At 38.1% G+C, this 16,324-nt stretch carries 17 protein-coding genes and 2 tRNA genes; 12 read left to right on the forward strand and 7 right to left on the reverse strand.

The window, feature by feature from the left end; translation table 11 throughout:
• The first annotated feature begins 60 nt into the window (after positions 1-60).
• The 11 genes from E4N74_RS04515 to E4N74_RS04565 all read left to right on the forward strand — a co-directional run bounded on the left by E4N74_RS04515 (position 61) and on the right by E4N74_RS04565 (position 9,171).
• Complete coding sequence (locus E4N74_RS04515) at positions 61-597, forward strand: adenine phosphoribosyltransferase (protein ID WP_044979253.1); 537 nt, start codon at positions 61-63, stop codon at positions 595-597.
• 144 nt (positions 598-741) lie between these two features.
• Entirely contained in the window at positions 742-2,511 is a 1,770-nt protein-coding gene (locus E4N74_RS04520; RefSeq protein ID WP_255819074.1) for a V-type ATP synthase subunit A, read from the forward strand.
• A gap of 1 nt (position 2,512) precedes the next feature.
• Entirely contained in the window at positions 2,513-3,808 is a 1,296-nt protein-coding gene (locus E4N74_RS04525) for a V-type ATP synthase subunit B (RefSeq protein ID WP_255819077.1), read from the forward strand.
• A 10-nt stretch (positions 3,809-3,818) separates the two neighbouring features.
• Entirely contained in the window at positions 3,819-4,433 is a 615-nt protein-coding gene (locus tag E4N74_RS04530) for a V-type ATP synthase subunit D (protein ID WP_044979257.1), read from the forward strand.
• Positions 4,430-6,292, forward strand: a complete 1,863-nt coding sequence (locus tag E4N74_RS04535) for a V-type ATPase 116kDa subunit family protein (protein ID WP_255819079.1) — start codon at positions 4,430-4,432, stop codon at positions 6,290-6,292. The genes E4N74_RS04530 and E4N74_RS04535 overlap by 4 nt, the downstream gene beginning before the upstream one ends.
• 15 nt (positions 6,293-6,307) lie before the next feature.
• The gene (locus tag E4N74_RS04540) at positions 6,308-6,730 is read left to right on the forward strand and encodes an ATP synthase subunit K (RefSeq protein ID WP_002669353.1); all 423 of its coding nucleotides are present in this window, start codon (positions 6,308-6,310) and stop codon (positions 6,728-6,730) included.
• Positions 6,731-6,899: 169 nt separating this feature from the next.
• Positions 6,900-7,181: a 30S ribosomal protein S6 gene (gene rpsF, locus E4N74_RS04545; RefSeq protein ID WP_255819084.1), complete on the forward strand. Its 282-nt coding sequence runs from the start codon at positions 6,900-6,902 to the stop codon at positions 7,179-7,181.
• A gap of 12 nt (positions 7,182-7,193) precedes the next feature.
• Positions 7,194-7,700, forward strand: a complete 507-nt coding sequence (locus E4N74_RS04550) for a single-stranded DNA-binding protein (protein WP_255819086.1) — start codon at positions 7,194-7,196, stop codon at positions 7,698-7,700.
• Positions 7,701-7,740: 40 nt separating this feature from the next.
• On the forward strand, positions 7,741-8,010 hold the full coding sequence (gene rpsR, locus E4N74_RS04555; RefSeq protein WP_144242356.1) for a 30S ribosomal protein S18: 270 nt from the start codon (positions 7,741-7,743) through the stop codon (positions 8,008-8,010).
• Between the two features lie 129 nt (positions 8,011-8,139).
• Positions 8,140-8,748: a 50S ribosomal protein L9 gene (gene rplI, locus E4N74_RS04560; RefSeq protein WP_044979261.1), complete on the forward strand. Its 609-nt coding sequence runs from the start codon at positions 8,140-8,142 to the stop codon at positions 8,746-8,748.
• Positions 8,749-8,808: 60 nt separating this feature from the next.
• Positions 8,809-9,171: a hypothetical protein gene (locus tag E4N74_RS04565; RefSeq protein ID WP_044979799.1), complete on the forward strand. Its 363-nt coding sequence runs from the start codon at positions 8,809-8,811 to the stop codon at positions 9,169-9,171.
• Positions 9,172-9,278: 107 nt separating this feature from the next.
• Here the strand turns inward: E4N74_RS04565 and clpX are convergent, their stop codons facing one another.
• The 5 genes from clpX to E4N74_RS04590 form a co-directional block, all read right to left on the reverse strand.
• Positions 9,279-10,526: an ATP-dependent Clp protease ATP-binding subunit ClpX gene (clpX, locus tag E4N74_RS04570; RefSeq protein ID WP_044979262.1), complete on the reverse strand. Its 1,248-nt coding sequence runs from the start codon at positions 10,524-10,526 to the stop codon at positions 9,279-9,281.
• A complete protein-coding gene (gene clpP / locus E4N74_RS04575) occupies positions 10,519-11,112 on the reverse strand; it encodes an ATP-dependent Clp endopeptidase proteolytic subunit ClpP (RefSeq protein ID WP_002669341.1) in 594 nt (197 codons plus the stop codon). The genes clpX and clpP overlap by 8 nt, the downstream gene beginning before the upstream one ends.
• 24 nt (positions 11,113-11,136) lie before the next feature.
• Positions 11,137-12,492, reverse strand: a complete 1,356-nt coding sequence (tig, locus tag E4N74_RS04580; protein ID WP_255819089.1) for a trigger factor — start codon at positions 12,490-12,492, stop codon at positions 11,137-11,139.
• Positions 12,493-12,575: 83 nt separating this feature from the next.
• Positions 12,576-12,647: transfer RNA gene (locus E4N74_RS04585), tRNA-Gly, on the reverse strand.
• Positions 12,648-12,679: 32 nt separating this feature from the next.
• Positions 12,680-12,759, reverse strand: a tRNA-Leu gene (locus E4N74_RS04590).
• A 230-nt stretch (positions 12,760-12,989) separates the two neighbouring features.
• Between E4N74_RS04590 and E4N74_RS04595 the strand changes: the two genes are divergently transcribed.
• Complete coding sequence (locus E4N74_RS04595; protein WP_255806337.1) at positions 12,990-13,538, forward strand: MarR family transcriptional regulator; 549 nt, start codon at positions 12,990-12,992, stop codon at positions 13,536-13,538.
• A gap of 67 nt (positions 13,539-13,605) precedes the next feature.
• On the opposite strand, the gene E4N74_RS04600 is transcribed toward E4N74_RS04595, so the two are convergent.
• Positions 13,606-14,796 (reverse strand): cystalysin, encoded by a 1,191-nt coding sequence (locus E4N74_RS04600; protein WP_255819091.1) that lies wholly within the window; start codon positions 14,794-14,796, stop codon positions 13,606-13,608.
• A gap of 10 nt (positions 14,797-14,806) precedes the next feature.
• Positions 14,807-16,183, reverse strand: coding sequence for an APC family permease (locus tag E4N74_RS04605; protein ID WP_253697958.1), 1,377 nt, complete (start codon positions 16,181-16,183; stop codon positions 14,807-14,809).
• Between the last annotated feature and the right edge of the window lie 141 nt (positions 16,184-16,324).

The following is a 16,324-nucleotide window of genomic DNA, read 5'->3' on the forward strand; positions in this document are numbered from 1 at the left end:
TAATTTAAAACTAAAAAAATTCCTATTGACCATTGCAAAAATAAGGTGTAGACTGTGTTTATGAAAGATAAAATAATTGACGCTGCGATTAGACGCGTTCCCGACTTCCCAAAAAAGGGAATTCTTTTTTATGATATTACAGGTATTTTGGTTAATCCAAAAGTTTTTAGCTATTGCCTTGATAAAATGATGGAAATGTACAAGGATGAAAAGGTAGATGCAGTAGCCGCCATTGAAGCGCGGGGCTTTATCTTTGCTTCCCCATTTGCTTATAAAATGGGAATCCCTCTTATTTTAATCCGCAAAAAGGGAAAACTCCCAGGAGAAACTTACTCCGCTTCTTACGATCTTGAGTATGGTCAGGCTGCTGTTGAAGTACATAAAACCGACGTAATAAAAGGTCAAAAAGTTCTTCTTTTGGATGACCTGATTGCTACAGGAGGAACTTTAAATGCTGCCCGAAGTATTTTAGAAGAGGGCGGAGCAAAGGTTGTGGGTTTTTGCGGCGTTGTAGGCCTTCCTTTTTTAAATTATAACAAGGTACTTGGAGATTTGCCTGTAAAAACTCTTATAGAATATGACAGTGAAAAAATTTAGTTATATTTTTAACATTTTTTGATTTTTTTTGTCTTGAATATTTTTAACTTATATGATAAAATCTAAAAGTTGTTTTATAAATTTTTATAAAACGACTTTTAAGATTAGGATTTATGCTTTATATACAGTATTTGGAGTTATGATATGACTAAAACAAAAGGAAAAGTAGCCGGTATTAACGGTAACATGATAAGCGTTGCTTTTGAAGGCTTGGTTACTCTTAATGAAGTCGGCTATGTTGAAGTTGGTTCAAAAAAACTAAAAAGCGAGGTAATACGTATTCGGGGGGATGTAGCTCAGCTTCAAGTATTTGAAATTACAAAGGGAATAAAGGTCGGCGATATAGTAGAGTTTACCGGAGACCTTCTTTCCGTTGAATTAGGTCCCGGCCTTTTAGGACAGGTCTATGACGGCCTGCAAAACCCATTACCGGAGCTTGCAGAAAAAGCCGGCTATTTTTTGGAAAGAGGTATATACTTAAATGCTCTTTCCCGAACAGCCAAATGGCACTTTACTCCGGTTGCTAAAGAAGGCGATAGCCTTAAGCGTGCAGACCTTTTAGGAACCGTACCTGAAGGCAGTTTTACCCACCGTATCATGATTCCTTTTAACATGTATGGAACTTATAAATTAAAATCTATCAAACCTGAAGGTGATTATACCGTAGATGATACAATAGCTAAGGTTACGGACGAACGAGGAAATGTTATACCTCTTACCATGAGTTTTAAATGGCCTGTAAAGCGTGCAATCGACTGTTATGCAGAGCGCTTAAAGCCGACGGAAACTTTGGTTACAAAGATGAGAACTATGGATACATTCTTCCCTGTCGCTAAGGGCGGAACCTATTGTATTCCCGGTCCATTCGGTGCAGGAAAAACCGTTTTACAGCATGCTACCAGCCGAAATGCCGATGTTGACATCGTTATTATAGCAGCCTGCGGTGAACGTGCCGGTGAAGTTGTAGAAACTCTTACCGAATTCCCCGAGCTTAAAGACCCTAAAACGGGACGCACCCTCATGGAGCGTACAATAATTATCTGTAATACGTCTTCGATGCCTGTTGCTGCCCGTGAAGCTTCGGTTTATACGGGTGTAACACTCGCAGAATACTACCGACAAATGGGTTTGGACGTTCTTCTTCTTGCAGACTCTACAAGCCGCTGGGCTCAGGCTCTTCGAGAAATGTCCGGCCGCTTGGAAGAAATACCCGGTGAAGAAGCTTTCCCTGCCTATCTTGAATCCTACATTGCAGCCTTTTACGAAAGAGCCGGAATTGTACGTCTAAGCGACGGCTCAAAGGGTTCCGTTACAATCGGAGGAACCGTATCTCCTGCGGGAGGTAACTTTGAAGAGCCCGTAACTCAGGCTACGCTAAAGGTTGTAGGCGCATTTCACGGCCTTTCACGAGAAAGATCCGATGCCCGAAAGTATCCGGCAATTCATCCTCTCGATTCTTGGTCAAAATATCCCAGCGTTCTTCCTTTAGAAGAAGTCAAATACGGGAGAAGTTTTTTACGACGAGGCACAGAAGTTGAGCAGATGATGAAGGTTGTAGGTGAAGAAGGAACAAGTATCGAAGACTTTATAATTTACTTAAAAGGCGACTTACTCGATGCCGTCTACTTACAGCAAAACTCTTTTGATAAAGTCGATGATGCGGTTTCGGTTGAGCGCCAGCAGCACATATATAATATTTTAGTTGAAATTCTAGGTACTTCATTTAAATTTGTTTCAAAGGATGAAGCCCGTTCTTATTTCAGCAAACTTAAACTTATGTTCATTGACTATAACTACTCGCCTTGGGGTTCGGATGCGTTTAAATCCCATGAAGACGGAATTAAAAAGCTCATCGCCGAAAAAGCGGACAGCCTAGACGAAAGAGCAAAAAAATTATTGAAGCAGGCGGTATAAGATGAAAAAGGTATATAGTAAAATAGAATCGATAAACGGTTCGGTTATTACGGTTAAAGCCGACGGTGTATCATACGGAGAATTGGCTGAGGTTCAAACCCGTTTTGGAGCTTCCCTTGCAGAAGTTAATAAACTTGACGGAGACTTGGTTTCCTTGCAAGTTTTTGCAGGTGGCCGAGGTGTTTCAACCGGGGATGAGGTGCGCTTTTTAGGCAAGGAAATGCAGGTAAGCTATTCCGAAGACTTACTCGGCCGCATTTTTAACGGTTCGGGCGAGCCTCGTGATTTAGGCCCTGCCTTAAAGGATAACATGATTCCTATAGGCGGCCCTTCGGTAAACCCCTCGAAGCGTATTCTTGCAAACAGAATGATCAGAACCGGTATTCCGATGATCGACGTATTTAATACCCTGGTTGTTTCTCAAAAGCTGCCCATATTTTCAAGTTCAGGTGAGCCTTATAACGAGCTTTTAGCCCGAATAGCCATGCAGGCCGAGGTTGATGTAATTATCTTGGGCGGAATGGGATTAAAATATGATGACTACCTCTATTTTAAGGACACCCTTGAAGAAGCCGGTGCTTTGAGCCGAACAGCCATGTTCGTTCATACGGCAGCCGACCCGACGGTTGAATGCCTTATGATTCCGGATATGTGTCTTGCAGTTGCGGAAAAATTCGCCATTGCAGGTAAAGACGTATTGGTTCTTTTAACGGATATGACAAACTTTGCAGATGCAATGAAAGAAATAGCTATTATTCAAGAACAAGTTCCTTCAAACCGAGGTTATCCCGGAGACCTTTACAGTCAGCTTGCAGCCCGCTATGAAAAGGCTGTAGACTTTGCCGACGCAGGTTCCGTTACGGTATTGGCCGTTACGACAATGCCCGGAGATGACGTAACGCATCCGGTTCCCGATAACACCGGTTATATTACTGAAGGTCAGTTCTATCTTAAAAACGGACGAATTGAGCCTTTTGGAAGCCTTTCACGATTAAAGCAAAACGTAAACGGTAAAACAAGAGATGACCACCGAGCCTTGATGGATAATATGATTAAGCTCTACGCTTCGTATAAGGACACCTTGGAAAAAAAGTCCATGGGCTTTATGATGAGCGAATGGGACGAAAAACTCTTAAAATACGGTGCAAGATTCGAATCCGGAATGATGGACCTGTCGGTAAACATTCCGCTTGAAGATGCTCTCAGCCTAGGCTGGAAAATTCTTGCCGAATGTTTTACCCGTGAAGAAACCGGTATTAAATCCGACTTGGTAAATAAGTACTGGCCGGCAAACTAAAGGGTAGGCTATGGCAATAAAACTGACAAAAAATGAGCTTAAGAATCAAAAAGAATCTTTAAAAATGTACAGAAGATACTTGCCGACTCTTCAGCTTAAAAAACAGCAGCTTCAAACCGAAATCCGCACTATCGAGTCCAGAGCTAAAGAAGTAAGGCTTCACAGAGATGCTCTTAATAAGGAATTCGAAGACTGGGTAGCGGTATTCGGTGAGCAAAATGTTTTTAAACCCTCGATGGTTAAGATAAAAGAGCTTTTAACTTCAACCGGAAATATTGCCGGAGTAAGTATCCCTGTTTTTTCCGGTGCGGAATTTGAACGCTCTAAATATGATCTTTATAAGACTCCTCTTTGGGTTGATACGGCTGCCGAAAAATTGCAGGAAGTTTTGAGCTTAGACCTTGAGGCAAAGGTGCTTGATGAGCAAGTCCGCCTATTGAATTCGGAGCTTAGAACTACTACCCAGCGCGTAAACCTGTTTGAAAAGGTTAAGATACCCGCAACTAGAGCAAACATAAAGAAGATTACGGTTTATTTGGGAGACCAACAGGTTGCAGCTGTTGTTCGCGGTAAAATTTCAAAGAAGAACCTTGAAAAGGTTCACCATAAGGATGAAGCTCTATGATTGTACCGATGAAAAAAGTAACTCTTTTAGTTTTAAAAAAAGAGCAGCGTCATGCCTTAAAAGATTTAAGAAAATTAGGGCTTTTACATATTGAAGACCGTCCTGCAAACGGTACCTTGATAAACGAGCTACGATCCGAGAAAAACGACATAACTCTTGCTATAAGCCTTTTAACGGAATATCTTCCCAAAAAAGAGAAAAAAGGAATAACGCATCCCTCTCTTTTAAGCGAAGAAGATACTCTTACCTTTGTAGATTCCGTTTTGTCCTTGACTGCTTCTTATAAGAGTAACATGGAAGAATCTGCAAGGCTTTCAGGTGATATAGCATCTTATGCCGAGTGGGGAGAAATAAATACTGCCGATTTTAATTTTTTGGAAGAAAAAGGTATCTATCTTTTTCCTGCAACCACCTCATTAAAAACTTATTCTTCTCTTCCCGAAGACATTAAAACTATTTTAGTTGGACGGGGCAAAACAGGGGTAAGGTTTTTAATTTGGACTGAAACAAATGCTCTGCCTGCGGATTTGCCTCAGGATATTATTCCTTTAAAGCTCCCTGAAATTTCCGTTAAGGCCTTAAAAGAAAAACTCAAGAGTTTAATGGCTAAGATTTCTTCTTATAAGAAGGAAATGACGAAGATGTCTGCCTACTTAAACTCTCTCCATGTCTTGGATGAGATTGTAAGCAAAAAACTTCAATTTGAGATTGTGCATGATGGTATGCAGACAATAGATTTCGGAAATCAAGATGATGATGAGAGGGTTCAATTGGTTTGGCTCACAGGTTATATTCCATGCGAAGATGAGTCAAAGCTTTCTTCCCTCGCAAGGGAAAAATCTTGGGCCTATATTTCTCAAACTCCCGAAGAAGATGACCCTGTTCCGACAAAGATAAAGCGTAATAAGCTTGTAAATCTTATTTCTCCACTAATCGACTTTTTAGGGACTGTTCCCGGTTATACGGAGCCTGATATATCTCTTTGGTTTTTGCTCTTTTTTGGAATTTTCTTTGCAATGATTTTTGGAGATGCGGGCTACGGTGCGGTTTTGTTCTTAATTTCAATTGTTTTGATCTTAAAAACAAAAGCAAAAAATCAAAAAGTGCCTACGGCCTTTTATATGTTCGGTTATTTAGGCTTGATGACCGTTATTTGGGGTACTCTGGTTTGTAACTGGTTCGGTATGCCTACCGGAATTTTACCGTCTTTTCTTAAAAACTTAGCTGTTCCCGCGATTGCAAACTTTACGCCTGAGGATATACGCAATCAAAACCAGATTCTGCTCTGTTTTACACTAGGCTTGACCCAGCTGATGATAGCCCATCTCGTGAGCTTATTTAGGAATATCAAATCCCCTAAATTCCTTGCCGATCTGGGCTCAATTTCGATGCTTGGCGGAATGTATTTTGTTGTTTTAAATCTTGTTGTAGATTCGCAAAAGTATGCAATCAATAATACAATATTGCTTGCCATAGGGCTGGGTTTTGCCTTAAACTTTATTTTTGCAAACTATTCTACAGGAATAGGACAGGCCATTGTTGAAAGTTTAAAGAATATAATAAATATGTTTTTGGGCGTAGTAAACGTATTTGCAGATATTATGAGCTACATAAGACTTTGGGCTGTAGGTCTTGCAGGAGGCGCTATAAGTGCAACCGTAAATGAGATGGCAGGCCCTGCATTAAGAGGCATAATAATCTTTGCAGGTGTTTTACTTTTATTGTTCGGACACGGCCTTAACTATATTATGAACGTGCTTTCCGTTATAGTCCACGGTGTTCGGTTGAATACCTTGGAATTCTCTAATCATGTAGGCTTGACTTGGTCGGGCTTTAAATATGAACCCTTTAATGAATAAATTTGGAGGAAGGATATGACTTTTGGTTTTTTTGGTGCTGCTGCTGCGTTGGGTATTTCAGCTATCGGTTCTGCAATCGGTCTTGCCATTGCAGGTCAGTCAACAATAGGTGCATGGAAACGATGTTATTTAAATAACAAGCCCGCTCCCTTTAGTTTGGTTGCTTTTGCAGGTGCTCCTCTTACGCAGACTCTCTACGGTTTCTTGCTTATGAATAGGATGCTCACCTCATCTCAGAGCGATTGGTTTTTATTGGGCTTAGGCCTTGTTTGCGGTGTTTCTATTGCAGCATCTGCTATTGCTCAAGGTAAGGCTTCAGCTTCAGGTTCAGATGCCATGGCTGAAACTGGAAAAGGCTTTGTACAGTACATTACCATAGTAGGTCTTTGCGAAACCGTTGCTCTTTTCGTAATGGTTTTCGGCATGATGAAGTGCTAAAGCTTGCACACTATGCCGGCATGATGAAATGCTAGGCTTAACCGGTTTTATGCACGGTTTTAGCCGGGCTAAAACCCTGGTATTGACTAAGATAGTATTTTTTGCTATTCTATAAAAACTCCGGCTCGCAGAAAATGCGGGCCTCAGAAATGTGTCCATAGGAGGGAACATGAGAAACTATGAACTTATGACGGTTTTTCCGGTTGAAGAAGAACTTTACAAACCGGGAATAGATGCTCTACATTCAATTCTGGCGGATTTCGGTGTTCAGATCAAGTCTGAAGAGCCTTTCGGCGATCGGGATTTAGCTTATGAAATCAAAAAGAAGACAAAGGGACGTTATGTGCTTTTCAACATCGAAGCAGATCCTGCAAAGATGATTGAATTGGACAAGCGTTTTAAGCTGATTACTCAGATGTTGACATATCTTTTTGTTCGTTTAGAGGACTAAAAAGGAGACTTTATGGCAGATATAAATCATGTAGTATTGGTTGGCCGCTTGACTCGAGATGCTGAGCTTAAATATACGTCTTCCGGTATTGCGGTTTGTAATTTTGCCGTAGCGGTCAATAGAAGACGGAAAACAGGCGATGACTGGAGCGAAGAAGCAAGTTTTTTTGACGTGGTTCTTTGGGGCCGGCAGGGTGAAGCCCTAAATCAGTATCTTGTAAAAGGTAAACAAGTTGCTATTGACGGTGAACTTAGACAAAACCGTTGGGAGCAAGACGGGCAAACCAGAAGCAAGGTGGAAATTGTAGCTAACAATATTCAGCTTGTCGGAGGCTCGGCAGGTCAGAGCGGACAATCGCAGTCCGCACCTCAGCGCCAGGGATCATATCAGGGCAGCGGAAATAATCCGTATAATGATGGAAGTCAGAGGCTTTCTGCTTATCAAAAAAGACAGGAACCTTCCTATGACGATTATCAGCCGGATATGGGAAATTCAGATTTGGATAATATTCCATTTTAAGGAGATTTAAATGTCGGATGAAACAATGAATGATGTAGACATGGAAGTTAACATGCAGGATAATATTCGCGAAGGCGAAGACAAAAGAAAAGGCAGGGCTTTTTACAGAAAAAAAGTTTGCCGTTTTTGTACGCAAAAGTTAAAGATCGATTATAAAGAACCGGATGCCTTACGCCGCTTTATAACCGAGAGAGGTAAGATTCTTCCCAGAAGGATTACCGGAACTTGTGCAAAACACCAGCGAAAACTTGCCGTTGAAATTAAGCGTGCAAGAGCTGTTGCCTTGCTTCCTTTTGTTATGAACGAATAGAATTTTAATGTAAGCAGCTGTATAAAACTTTATTGCTTTAGAGCGATTGCTTACATTAAAAATTAGCCTATGTTAAAAAGCCCTTTCCGACTCCCGGAATTGGGCGGATATTTTTTTAGGAGCTTGTATATGAAAGTAATTTTAAATGAAGATGTTAAATATCTTGGAGAAGAAGGAGATATTAAAAACGTAGCTAAGGGCTATGCCAGAAACTATCTTTTCCCAAGAAACTTAGCTGTTCCTTGTAATGAGTTTACTCTGGCTCATTTTGAATCACGCAAAGAAGAAATTGAAGCTAAAAAGGCTGCAAAACGCCAAGATGCAACAGGGCTTAAAGAAAAACTTGAAGCTCTTTCAATTAAGGTTATTATGCCTGCGGGGCCTAACGGAAAACTCTACGGTGCCGTTACAACCCAAACTCTTTTTGATGAGCTTCAAAAACTTGATTTCGATATTGAAAGAAAGCGCATCGAAATTCCGGGCCAAACCGTTAAGAGTACAGGTGTGCATAAGGCCCTTATAAAGCTTTATGAAAACACCTCGGCAGAGATATCTTTTACGGTAGAAGCTCAAATTGCCGAAGAAAAACCTGCTAAGGTTTCAGATCGAAAAGGGCGTAAGCCTCGCCGGGAAGAGGAAGTTTCAGCTGAGGATGATTCAACTGAAGTTTCCGGAGAACCCGCTGTATCCGATAGCCCTATTTCGGAAGAAGGCCAAGTTTCGGAATCGGAGAACTAACAGTTTATAAATATGCGGATAAATATCCGCATATTTTCTTTAAATTTCAAATTAAAACTTATGGATAGTAAAGATATAAAGCCTTATACCCAATATAAACGTTTTACTATTCGCTTTTTAGACCGCTCGATAAGATTTTTGAGTGCCTCTGTTTTTATTTTTATTCTTTTTTATGTTTTAAGCAGTTCTCAAGATTTTTTGGATTCCAGCTTGTTTTTGATTTTAAACGTATTAATGAATCTTTGTGTATTGCTTATAATTTTTACATTTGCATCAATTGTATTTAAAGCTTATTTTATAATCCGCTATAAAGAAACGAAATATATTTTAAAATTTATAATCGATATTTTTTTATGTTTTTTATCGATAATTTTAGCAGTTATTTTTTCATTTCTTGTGGTGGTTGCTCAAGGAAATGCATAAAAAAGGCTGCCTAAAGCCGCTTTAAAGCGCTAAAGCCGCTCTAAAAAGCTAAAGTTTTGCTCTCTGTGCTAAGCCAGCCCTTTTTATTGAATTAGGATTTTTAAAACTTATGCAGTTTTTCCGTCTAACAATCTTATTTTAGGTTTAAATGTAGTACTTCCGACCATTTTTTTATTTACAATAAGTTCCTTTTTACCCTTTAATGAAGGAGCTTCAAACATTGCATCCAGCATAAGCTTTTCTACAATTGAACGCAAGCCCCTGGCTCCCGTGTTTTGGTCTATCGCCTGCTGAGCTATAGCTGTAATTGCATCTTCTTCAAAGTGTAAGTCTACATTATCAAGCCTAAAGGTTGCCTGAAATTGTTTTATTATAGCATTTTTAGGTTCAATCAAGATACGGGTTAAATCTTCTTTTGTAAGCTCATTTAAGGCTACCTTTATAGGAATCCGTCCTATCAATTCCGGGATAAGACCGAACTTTACCAAATCATCGGGCGAAACCTGATCATACAACTCGGTAAGATTTTTTTCATTCAGTTTTTTTACTTCGGCACCAAAACCTATCGGTTTTGTAGAGATACGGGCTTCTACTATTTTATCCAATCCTACAAAGGCTCCGCCGCAAATGAAGAGTATATTTGTTGTATCTATTTTAAGCATATCCTGATTAGGATGCTTTCTGCCGCCCTGAGGAGGAACGGAAGCCGTAGTACCCTCAATTATTTTGAGTAAGGCCTGTTGTACTCCTTCACCTGATACGTCACGGGTAATTGAAACATTTTCGCTCTTTCTGGAAATTTTATCTATTTCATCAATAAAAATAATACCTCTTTCGGCTTCTTTTATATCCCCGTTTGCATTTTGAATAAGTTTAAGCAAGATATTTTCGACATCCTCTCCTACATATCCTGCTTCAGTTAAAGTCGTTGCATCGGCTATGGCAAAGGGAACCTCCATTTTTTGTGCAAGGGTTCTTGCTAAAAGAGTCTTACCCGATCCCGTAGGGCCTAATAAAAGAACATTTGATTTTTCTATAACTATATCATCTTTTAAAGGAGGATTCATTATTCGTTTATAATGATTATAAACGGCTACAGATAATACCCTCTTTGCTTGCTCTTGGCCGATTACATATTCATCAAGATACTCTTTTAGTTCTTGAGGCGTAGGGATAGGTCCGGATCTTTCTACAGGGCGTACCGTCCGATATGATTTTATGTAACTTTCACAAAGATCAACACATCTGTCGCAGATACATACCCCCGCAGGTCCCGGCACTATAAACCTGTCTTTACTTTCCGGCTTATTGCAAAACGAGCATATTAAAGCCCCGTCCATCCTATTTCTAGCCATCTTTTCTCCTATTCATAACGGTATCTATAATGCCATAGGCTAAGGCTTCCTCTGCCGACATAAAGAAGTCTCTTTCCATATCGGCTGCTACCTGTTTTTCCGTTTTGCCGGTATTTTCTGCAAAATATTTAATGGTAAGTTTTTTTAATCTTACTATTTCTTTGGCTTGGATATTGATATCTACGGCTTGGCCTTGAACTCCTCCCCATGGTTGATGAATCATAACACGGGATGAGGGCAGGGCATAGCGCTTATTTTTTGCGCCTCCCGCCAAAAGAACGGCTCCCATACTGGCGCATTGGCCCAAACAAATTGTTTGTACATCGGGACGAATATGCTGCATAGTATCGTAAATTGCAAGGCCGGCAGTTACGGAACCTCCGGGACTGTTTATATAGAGGCTGATATCCTTATCGGGATTTTGTGCCTCTAAAAATAAAAGCTGGGCTACAACCAAATCAGCCGACATATCGTTTATTTCTCCGTCTACAAAGATAATTCTATCCTTTAAAAGACGGGAGAAAATATCATAACTGCGTTCTCCGTTTCCGGTTTGTTCAATTACATAAGGTACAAGTGTACTCATTTTTTTTCCTTAAAACAGCAAGATTTAATCTTTTAAAAGTTCTTCAAAGGTAATTTTTTTACCTTTTTTGATTGTCGATTTTTCATAAAGAGCTTTAAAAAGTTTTTCTTCTTTTAGGCCTTCACTTAAATATTCTTTTTCACGGGGATTTGCATAATATTTTTTCAGCTCATCAACAGCGATATCCATTCTTTCAGATAAACGGGAATACTCGGCTTCAATCTCGTCATCGCTTACTTCAATATTTTTTTCTTTAAGAAGGGTTTCAATTAAAACTCTTTCTTTTAAGTTCTTTTCGGAATCCTCCCGCCAGCTTTCCATAAGAGCTGCTTTTGATTGCGGCCCCTTACCGAGCATTTTTTCAAGTTCTTCAGGAGTGGTTCTAAATTGATTAGCCATCATCATCCATCTGGATTCAAGTTCTGCTTTTATCATGGATTCGGGAAGATCTATCGTATGCTCCTTAACCATTTGTTCCATTAAAGCATTTTTTTGTAAAGATTCTATTTTTTCTTCCATGCTTATTTCAAACTTTTTCTTGATATCGGCCTTTAGTTCATCTAAGTTCTTATATTTTTCATTTATGTCTTGAGCAAAATCATCATCAATGGCCGGTAAATCTTTGTATTTAAGAGCGGTAAGAGTTACCTTTATTTTTTTTGTTTTTCCTGCAAGTTCTTTGTTTGAATCGTCTTCCGGGAATGTTTTAGTGATTTCTTTAGATTCACCTTTTTTCATGCCTATTATATCATCATCAATTTTATAGATATTTAGGCCAGAACCTATTGTAAACACAAAGTCTTGCCTTTCAGTACCGGATATGGTTTTCCCTTCATCATCAATTTCACAATAGTCAATTGTTGCAATATGATTTTTTTCGGCTAAAGTCCCTTCTTTGCAAGCTGTAACAAGGGCATTCCGCTCTTGAAGTCTTTCCAGTTCTTTTTTTATGTCGTCATCGGAAACGCTTGCTTCGGGCACTTCAATAGTAAAGCCTTCCGTCTTTTTAATTTCTACCTTGGGGAAGACATCATAGTGGACTGTAAAGGAAAAGTCTTCTTCAACTTTTAATTCCGGTTTTTCGTTAAGTTCGGGGTAGGAGTAGGGGAGAGGTCTTTCATATTCGTTTAAAGATTCAAAAATTTCTTTTAAAGAATCTTCGATTAGGTCTCCTGCAAGGTCACCTCTAATGGCATCACCGTATTTTGTTTCAAGTACGGATATGGGAACTTTTCCTTTTCTAAATCCCGGTATTTGAAGCTCTTTTGAATATTTGTTGAGCAATTTTTTATAGCTTTCTTGAACTTCAGTCTTTTTGATTTTTACTGAAAGTTCCGCATGTGATTTTTCTTTAAGATTTACGTTTTTTTCGTAGTCCATTTTTCCTTCCTTAGAGTTGATTTTAAGACTGCCCTTTGTAAAGGGGTAAAAAAAAAGCGATCCGTTCACCGAATCGCTTTAGAAGCGGGAAACGAGGATTGAACTCGCGACATCCACCTTGGCAAGGTGGCGCTCTACCACTGAGCTATTCCCGCAATTCTACTCCACTTTTTGTTTTGTGGAATTGTGCGAGAGGAGGGACTTGAACCCTCACGCCGAAGCACTAGATCCTAAGTCTAGCGTGTCTGCCAATTCCACCACTCTCGCTTAACAGTGAGCGTGTGTATAATATACATAAACCCAAAAAATGTCAAGTATTGCAATTTAATAAGCAAGTCTACAAAATATCTCGCTTATGCTGGCGAGTATATTCTATTTTTGTTTTTTTGTCAATAGTTTGAGATAAAAATATTAAAATAATTGACAATCATTGTAAAAATGGCTATCTTTTCAAGGTACTTAACTAAATTTTAAATTGAACTGCTAGGGAGTTTTAAATGTTTAATGATATTTATAGAAATGAAATAATTAACGCATGGGTAGAAGACAATGAATCCGTAGATTTGATTGAAAAAAGGTATAAAAATATAAGCCATGTTGTTGATGGCATGTACGATTTTGTATTATCGTTTTCTTATTATTATACTATAAGGAGAGATTATGGTACGGGTAAGAAATATACGATGATTGAAATGCATATTTTGACCGATATTTATGATAATGAAAATATAACGGTTTCAGCTTTGGCAAAAAAATGGAATAGAACTTCAAGTGCAATTTCTCAAATTGTACATAGGCTTATAAAATGGGGCTTGGTTTATAAGAAGGTGAACGAAGCTGACGGCAAAGTCTTTTTTTTGCACACTACGGAAAAAGCAAAAGAAACGGTTTTAAAGCATAAAGCTTATGACAATAAAGACAATATAAAGACAAGGAAAAAACTTCTTGAAACTTTTACTGTTGACGAGATGGTAGCTTTTGATAAAATTTTGAAAGCTTATACCGACATCCTCGAAAAAAATAACCGAAAAAATGAATCTTTATAAAAGTCCTCCTCATATTTTATATATTAAATATGAGGAGGGTATTTTTACTCGCTGTAAAATTGATTTTTTAATGATTTAAGACATCTTTTAACGCCTTGCTTAGCCTTTCTAAGCTTTCTTGGATAACAGATGATGGAGCAGCCAAATTGATTCTTTCAAACCCTATACCTCCGTCTCCAAAAATATAGCCTTCATCAAAAAATATTTGAGCCTTGTGAATCATAAATTCTTCCATAGCCTTATGATCCATTTTCAAAGCTCTAAAATCTATCCATTGTAAATAGGTGCCTTCAATAAGAGGAGCCTTTATTTCGGGATGATTTACTTCAAAGAAATTTTTTACAATTCTTTGATTTTTGTCTATCACCTTTATACAGTCATCCAGCCATTTTCCGCATTCTTTATAGCAAATTTCGCAAGCCTTATATCCGAGTGTAGTAAAGGGCATTCCGCTTGTAATATCCCGTGATTTTGTAAACCTTTCCCTTATATCAGGATTTTTAATTATTATGTTGCTCATACCCATTCCTGCAATATTAAATGTTTTAGACGGAGCAGTAAAAGTAATCGTTTTATCGGCAAGCCGCTCATCAATAGATTGGAACACTGTATGCTCATAACCGGGCATAATTAAGTCAAAGTGAATTTCATCTGACCATAGCATAAGATCGGATTTTAAAACTATGTCCTTTATTTTTTGAAGTTCATCTTTTTTCCAAACCCTGCCTACAGGATTGTGCGGAGAGCAAAAGAGCAAAGCCTTATTGTTTTTATCCTTGGATAATTTTTCTAGTTTTTCAAAATCGATTGTATAATATCCGTCTTTTTCCAATAATTCGCATTCTATGATTTTACGCTCTTGATTTTTTATAGCCATAAAGAAAGGATAATAAACGGGGGTGATGATAATGACTCCGTCTCCAGGTTTTGTAAATTCCCTAACGGCATTGTACACTGCAGGAACGACTCCGGCAGTATTTATTATCCAGTCTGTTTCAATATCCCATTGATGTCTATCCTTCATCCATTTTTTTACGGTTTTTTTATACTCTTCAGTAGGTCCTGTATATCCTAACACTGTTTCGTCAAGATATTTTTTTAAACCTTCAATAAGTTCCGGCGGATTTTTAAATTCCATGTCTGCTACCGAAAGAGGAACCACCTCATTTCCAACCTCAGGATTTTGTGAATACATTAAGTCCCACTTAAGTGAACCTAAGTTTTTTCTTGAAATTTTTGTTGTAAAATCGTAAATCATTTTTTTTCTCCTATTCTTCAGTTTCAGCAAGTAAGGCATCTTCGATAATTTGCCTTTTATTTGCTTCCAATTCTTCAATTTTTACATGTTTTGATTTTAAATTGTAAATTGATAAAATCGATATGATAACCATAATCCCTATCATCAAAAGTTTTTCTTTTGTTGAAAGCATCATAAACAGATTATAGCATACTATAGCTGCACAAAGTGCCGAAAGAATACATATGATGTCCATAAGTATTCTGGGCATATGCAATACCGATTTTTTCCATTGCTCCGGATAATCCCGTATCACCTTAATACATTTTATATTTGTATATAGGTTTGTAAGCATTGCAGGTATCATTACCAGCGAAACAATAGCATCTAATTTTAAGCCAAGTAAAACCGGTAAAATTGACAATATGTAATAAATACCGTAAACAGCCCATGGATAACCGGTCTGAGTTGTTTGTGTAAAAAATTTTGGGAGCCAACCTGCTTGTGCTACTTTTAGTATTGGATATCGAACCATTATTATGCCGGTAATCATAGATGTTGCTATGGCAAAAACAGCCCCTCCCATTATAAAGAGAATAAAAATTGATCTTGGGAAAATCTCGGAAGCTACAAGTGAAAGATTTTGACCTGCAACCTCGCTTATGGGAAGCACTCCTGCCGATACATAGCCCATTAAGCCGTAAACAATGGCAATTGCTATTGTTACAAGGAATATACCATAGGGTATATTTTTTTTGGGCTTAATAGTTACTGCCGATACAGAAACCGGGCCCATTGTGGTTCCTTGACATGCCCATCCCATTATTGCAATACCGGCAATGATACCTTTAAACCCGCCTGTAAAAAAATTTGGATCTGTGAAATAGCCCGGTTTTACCTTAGGAACTCCAAATACAATATAAAAAATAATTGCTAGGATTAATACTAAGGTCATTATATTATTGATTGTAGAAACAAATTTTGAACCTCTTATAGTTGCTGCAAAAAACAAGGTAATAATTATTATCGCAATTAATTTTGTGTAAGGTAGAATTTGAGGAAAAACTATTCCTGCATAATTTACCATTGCAAGGCTATACATAGCAACAGAAAAACCATTAATAAATGTTATATACCCGTTTATACCTGTAAAAAAAGGATTAAACACTAGAGCTTTTTGACTATAATCACCTCCTTCAAACATAAACATTGATGATAAAAGAACATTGTAAAAGTATGCTAAAAGCATAAAAATACAACCTGCCATAATTGAAACTACAATGGATTTGCCTGTGGCTGCAATTCCTAAGCCTGTTAAAACAAATATCCCGGAACCTACGGCTCCGCCGAAACCAAGAGAGAAAATATTAAATAAATTTAAATTTCTCTTTTCTTTTTTTGCTTCCATAACTGCACTCCTTTCACTGATATTATAGTTAAGGTTATTTATTATTTATACCATTAACTATTAACTAAATTATAAGATATCTTTTTAAAAAACGCAAGTCTTATTTTAATTTTTTTTATTTTATACTGACAAAGTCCTAAA

The sequence above is a fragment of the Treponema putidum genome, assembly GCF_024401155.1.
Classification (GTDB): Bacteria; Spirochaetota; Spirochaetia; order Treponematales; family Treponemataceae; genus Treponema_B; species Treponema_B putidum.

Coding starts and splice junctions, on each gene's coding strand:
- E4N74_RS04515 (WP_044979253.1), top strand. CDS start 61: ATGAAAGATAAAATAATTGACGCTGCGATTAGACGCGTTCCCGACTTC.
- E4N74_RS04520 (WP_255819074.1), top strand. CDS start 742: ATGACTAAAACAAAAGGAAAAGTAGCCGGTATTAACGGTAACATGATA.
- E4N74_RS04525 (WP_255819077.1), top strand. CDS start 2,513: ATGAAAAAGGTATATAGTAAAATAGAATCGATAAACGGTTCGGTTATT.
- E4N74_RS04530 (WP_044979257.1), top strand. CDS start 3,819: ATGGCAATAAAACTGACAAAAAATGAGCTTAAGAATCAAAAAGAATCT.
- E4N74_RS04535 (WP_255819079.1), top strand. CDS start 4,430: ATGATTGTACCGATGAAAAAAGTAACTCTTTTAGTTTTAAAAAAAGAG.
- E4N74_RS04540 (WP_002669353.1), top strand. CDS start 6,308: ATGACTTTTGGTTTTTTTGGTGCTGCTGCTGCGTTGGGTATTTCAGCT.
- rpsF (WP_255819084.1), top strand. CDS start 6,900: ATGAGAAACTATGAACTTATGACGGTTTTTCCGGTTGAAGAAGAACTT.
- E4N74_RS04550 (WP_255819086.1), top strand. CDS start 7,194: ATGGCAGATATAAATCATGTAGTATTGGTTGGCCGCTTGACTCGAGAT.
- rpsR (WP_144242356.1), top strand. CDS start 7,741: ATGGAAGTTAACATGCAGGATAATATTCGCGAAGGCGAAGACAAAAGA.
- rplI (WP_044979261.1), top strand. CDS start 8,140: ATGAAAGTAATTTTAAATGAAGATGTTAAATATCTTGGAGAAGAAGGA.
- E4N74_RS04565 (WP_044979799.1), top strand. CDS start 8,809: ATGGATAGTAAAGATATAAAGCCTTATACCCAATATAAACGTTTTACT.
- clpX (WP_044979262.1), bottom strand. CDS start 10,526: ATGGCTAGAAATAGGATGGACGGGGCTTTAATATGCTCGTTTTGCAAT.
- clpP (WP_002669341.1), bottom strand. CDS start 11,112: ATGAGTACACTTGTACCTTATGTAATTGAACAAACCGGAAACGGAGAA.
- tig (WP_255819089.1), bottom strand. CDS start 12,492: ATGGACTACGAAAAAAACGTAAATCTTAAAGAAAAATCACATGCGGAA.
- E4N74_RS04595 (WP_255806337.1), top strand. CDS start 12,990: ATGTTTAATGATATTTATAGAAATGAAATAATTAACGCATGGGTAGAA.
- E4N74_RS04600 (WP_255819091.1), bottom strand. CDS start 14,796: ATGATTTACGATTTTACAACAAAAATTTCAAGAAAAAACTTAGGTTCA.
- E4N74_RS04605 (WP_253697958.1), bottom strand. CDS start 16,183: ATGGAAGCAAAAAAAGAAAAGAGAAATTTAAATTTATTTAATATTTTC.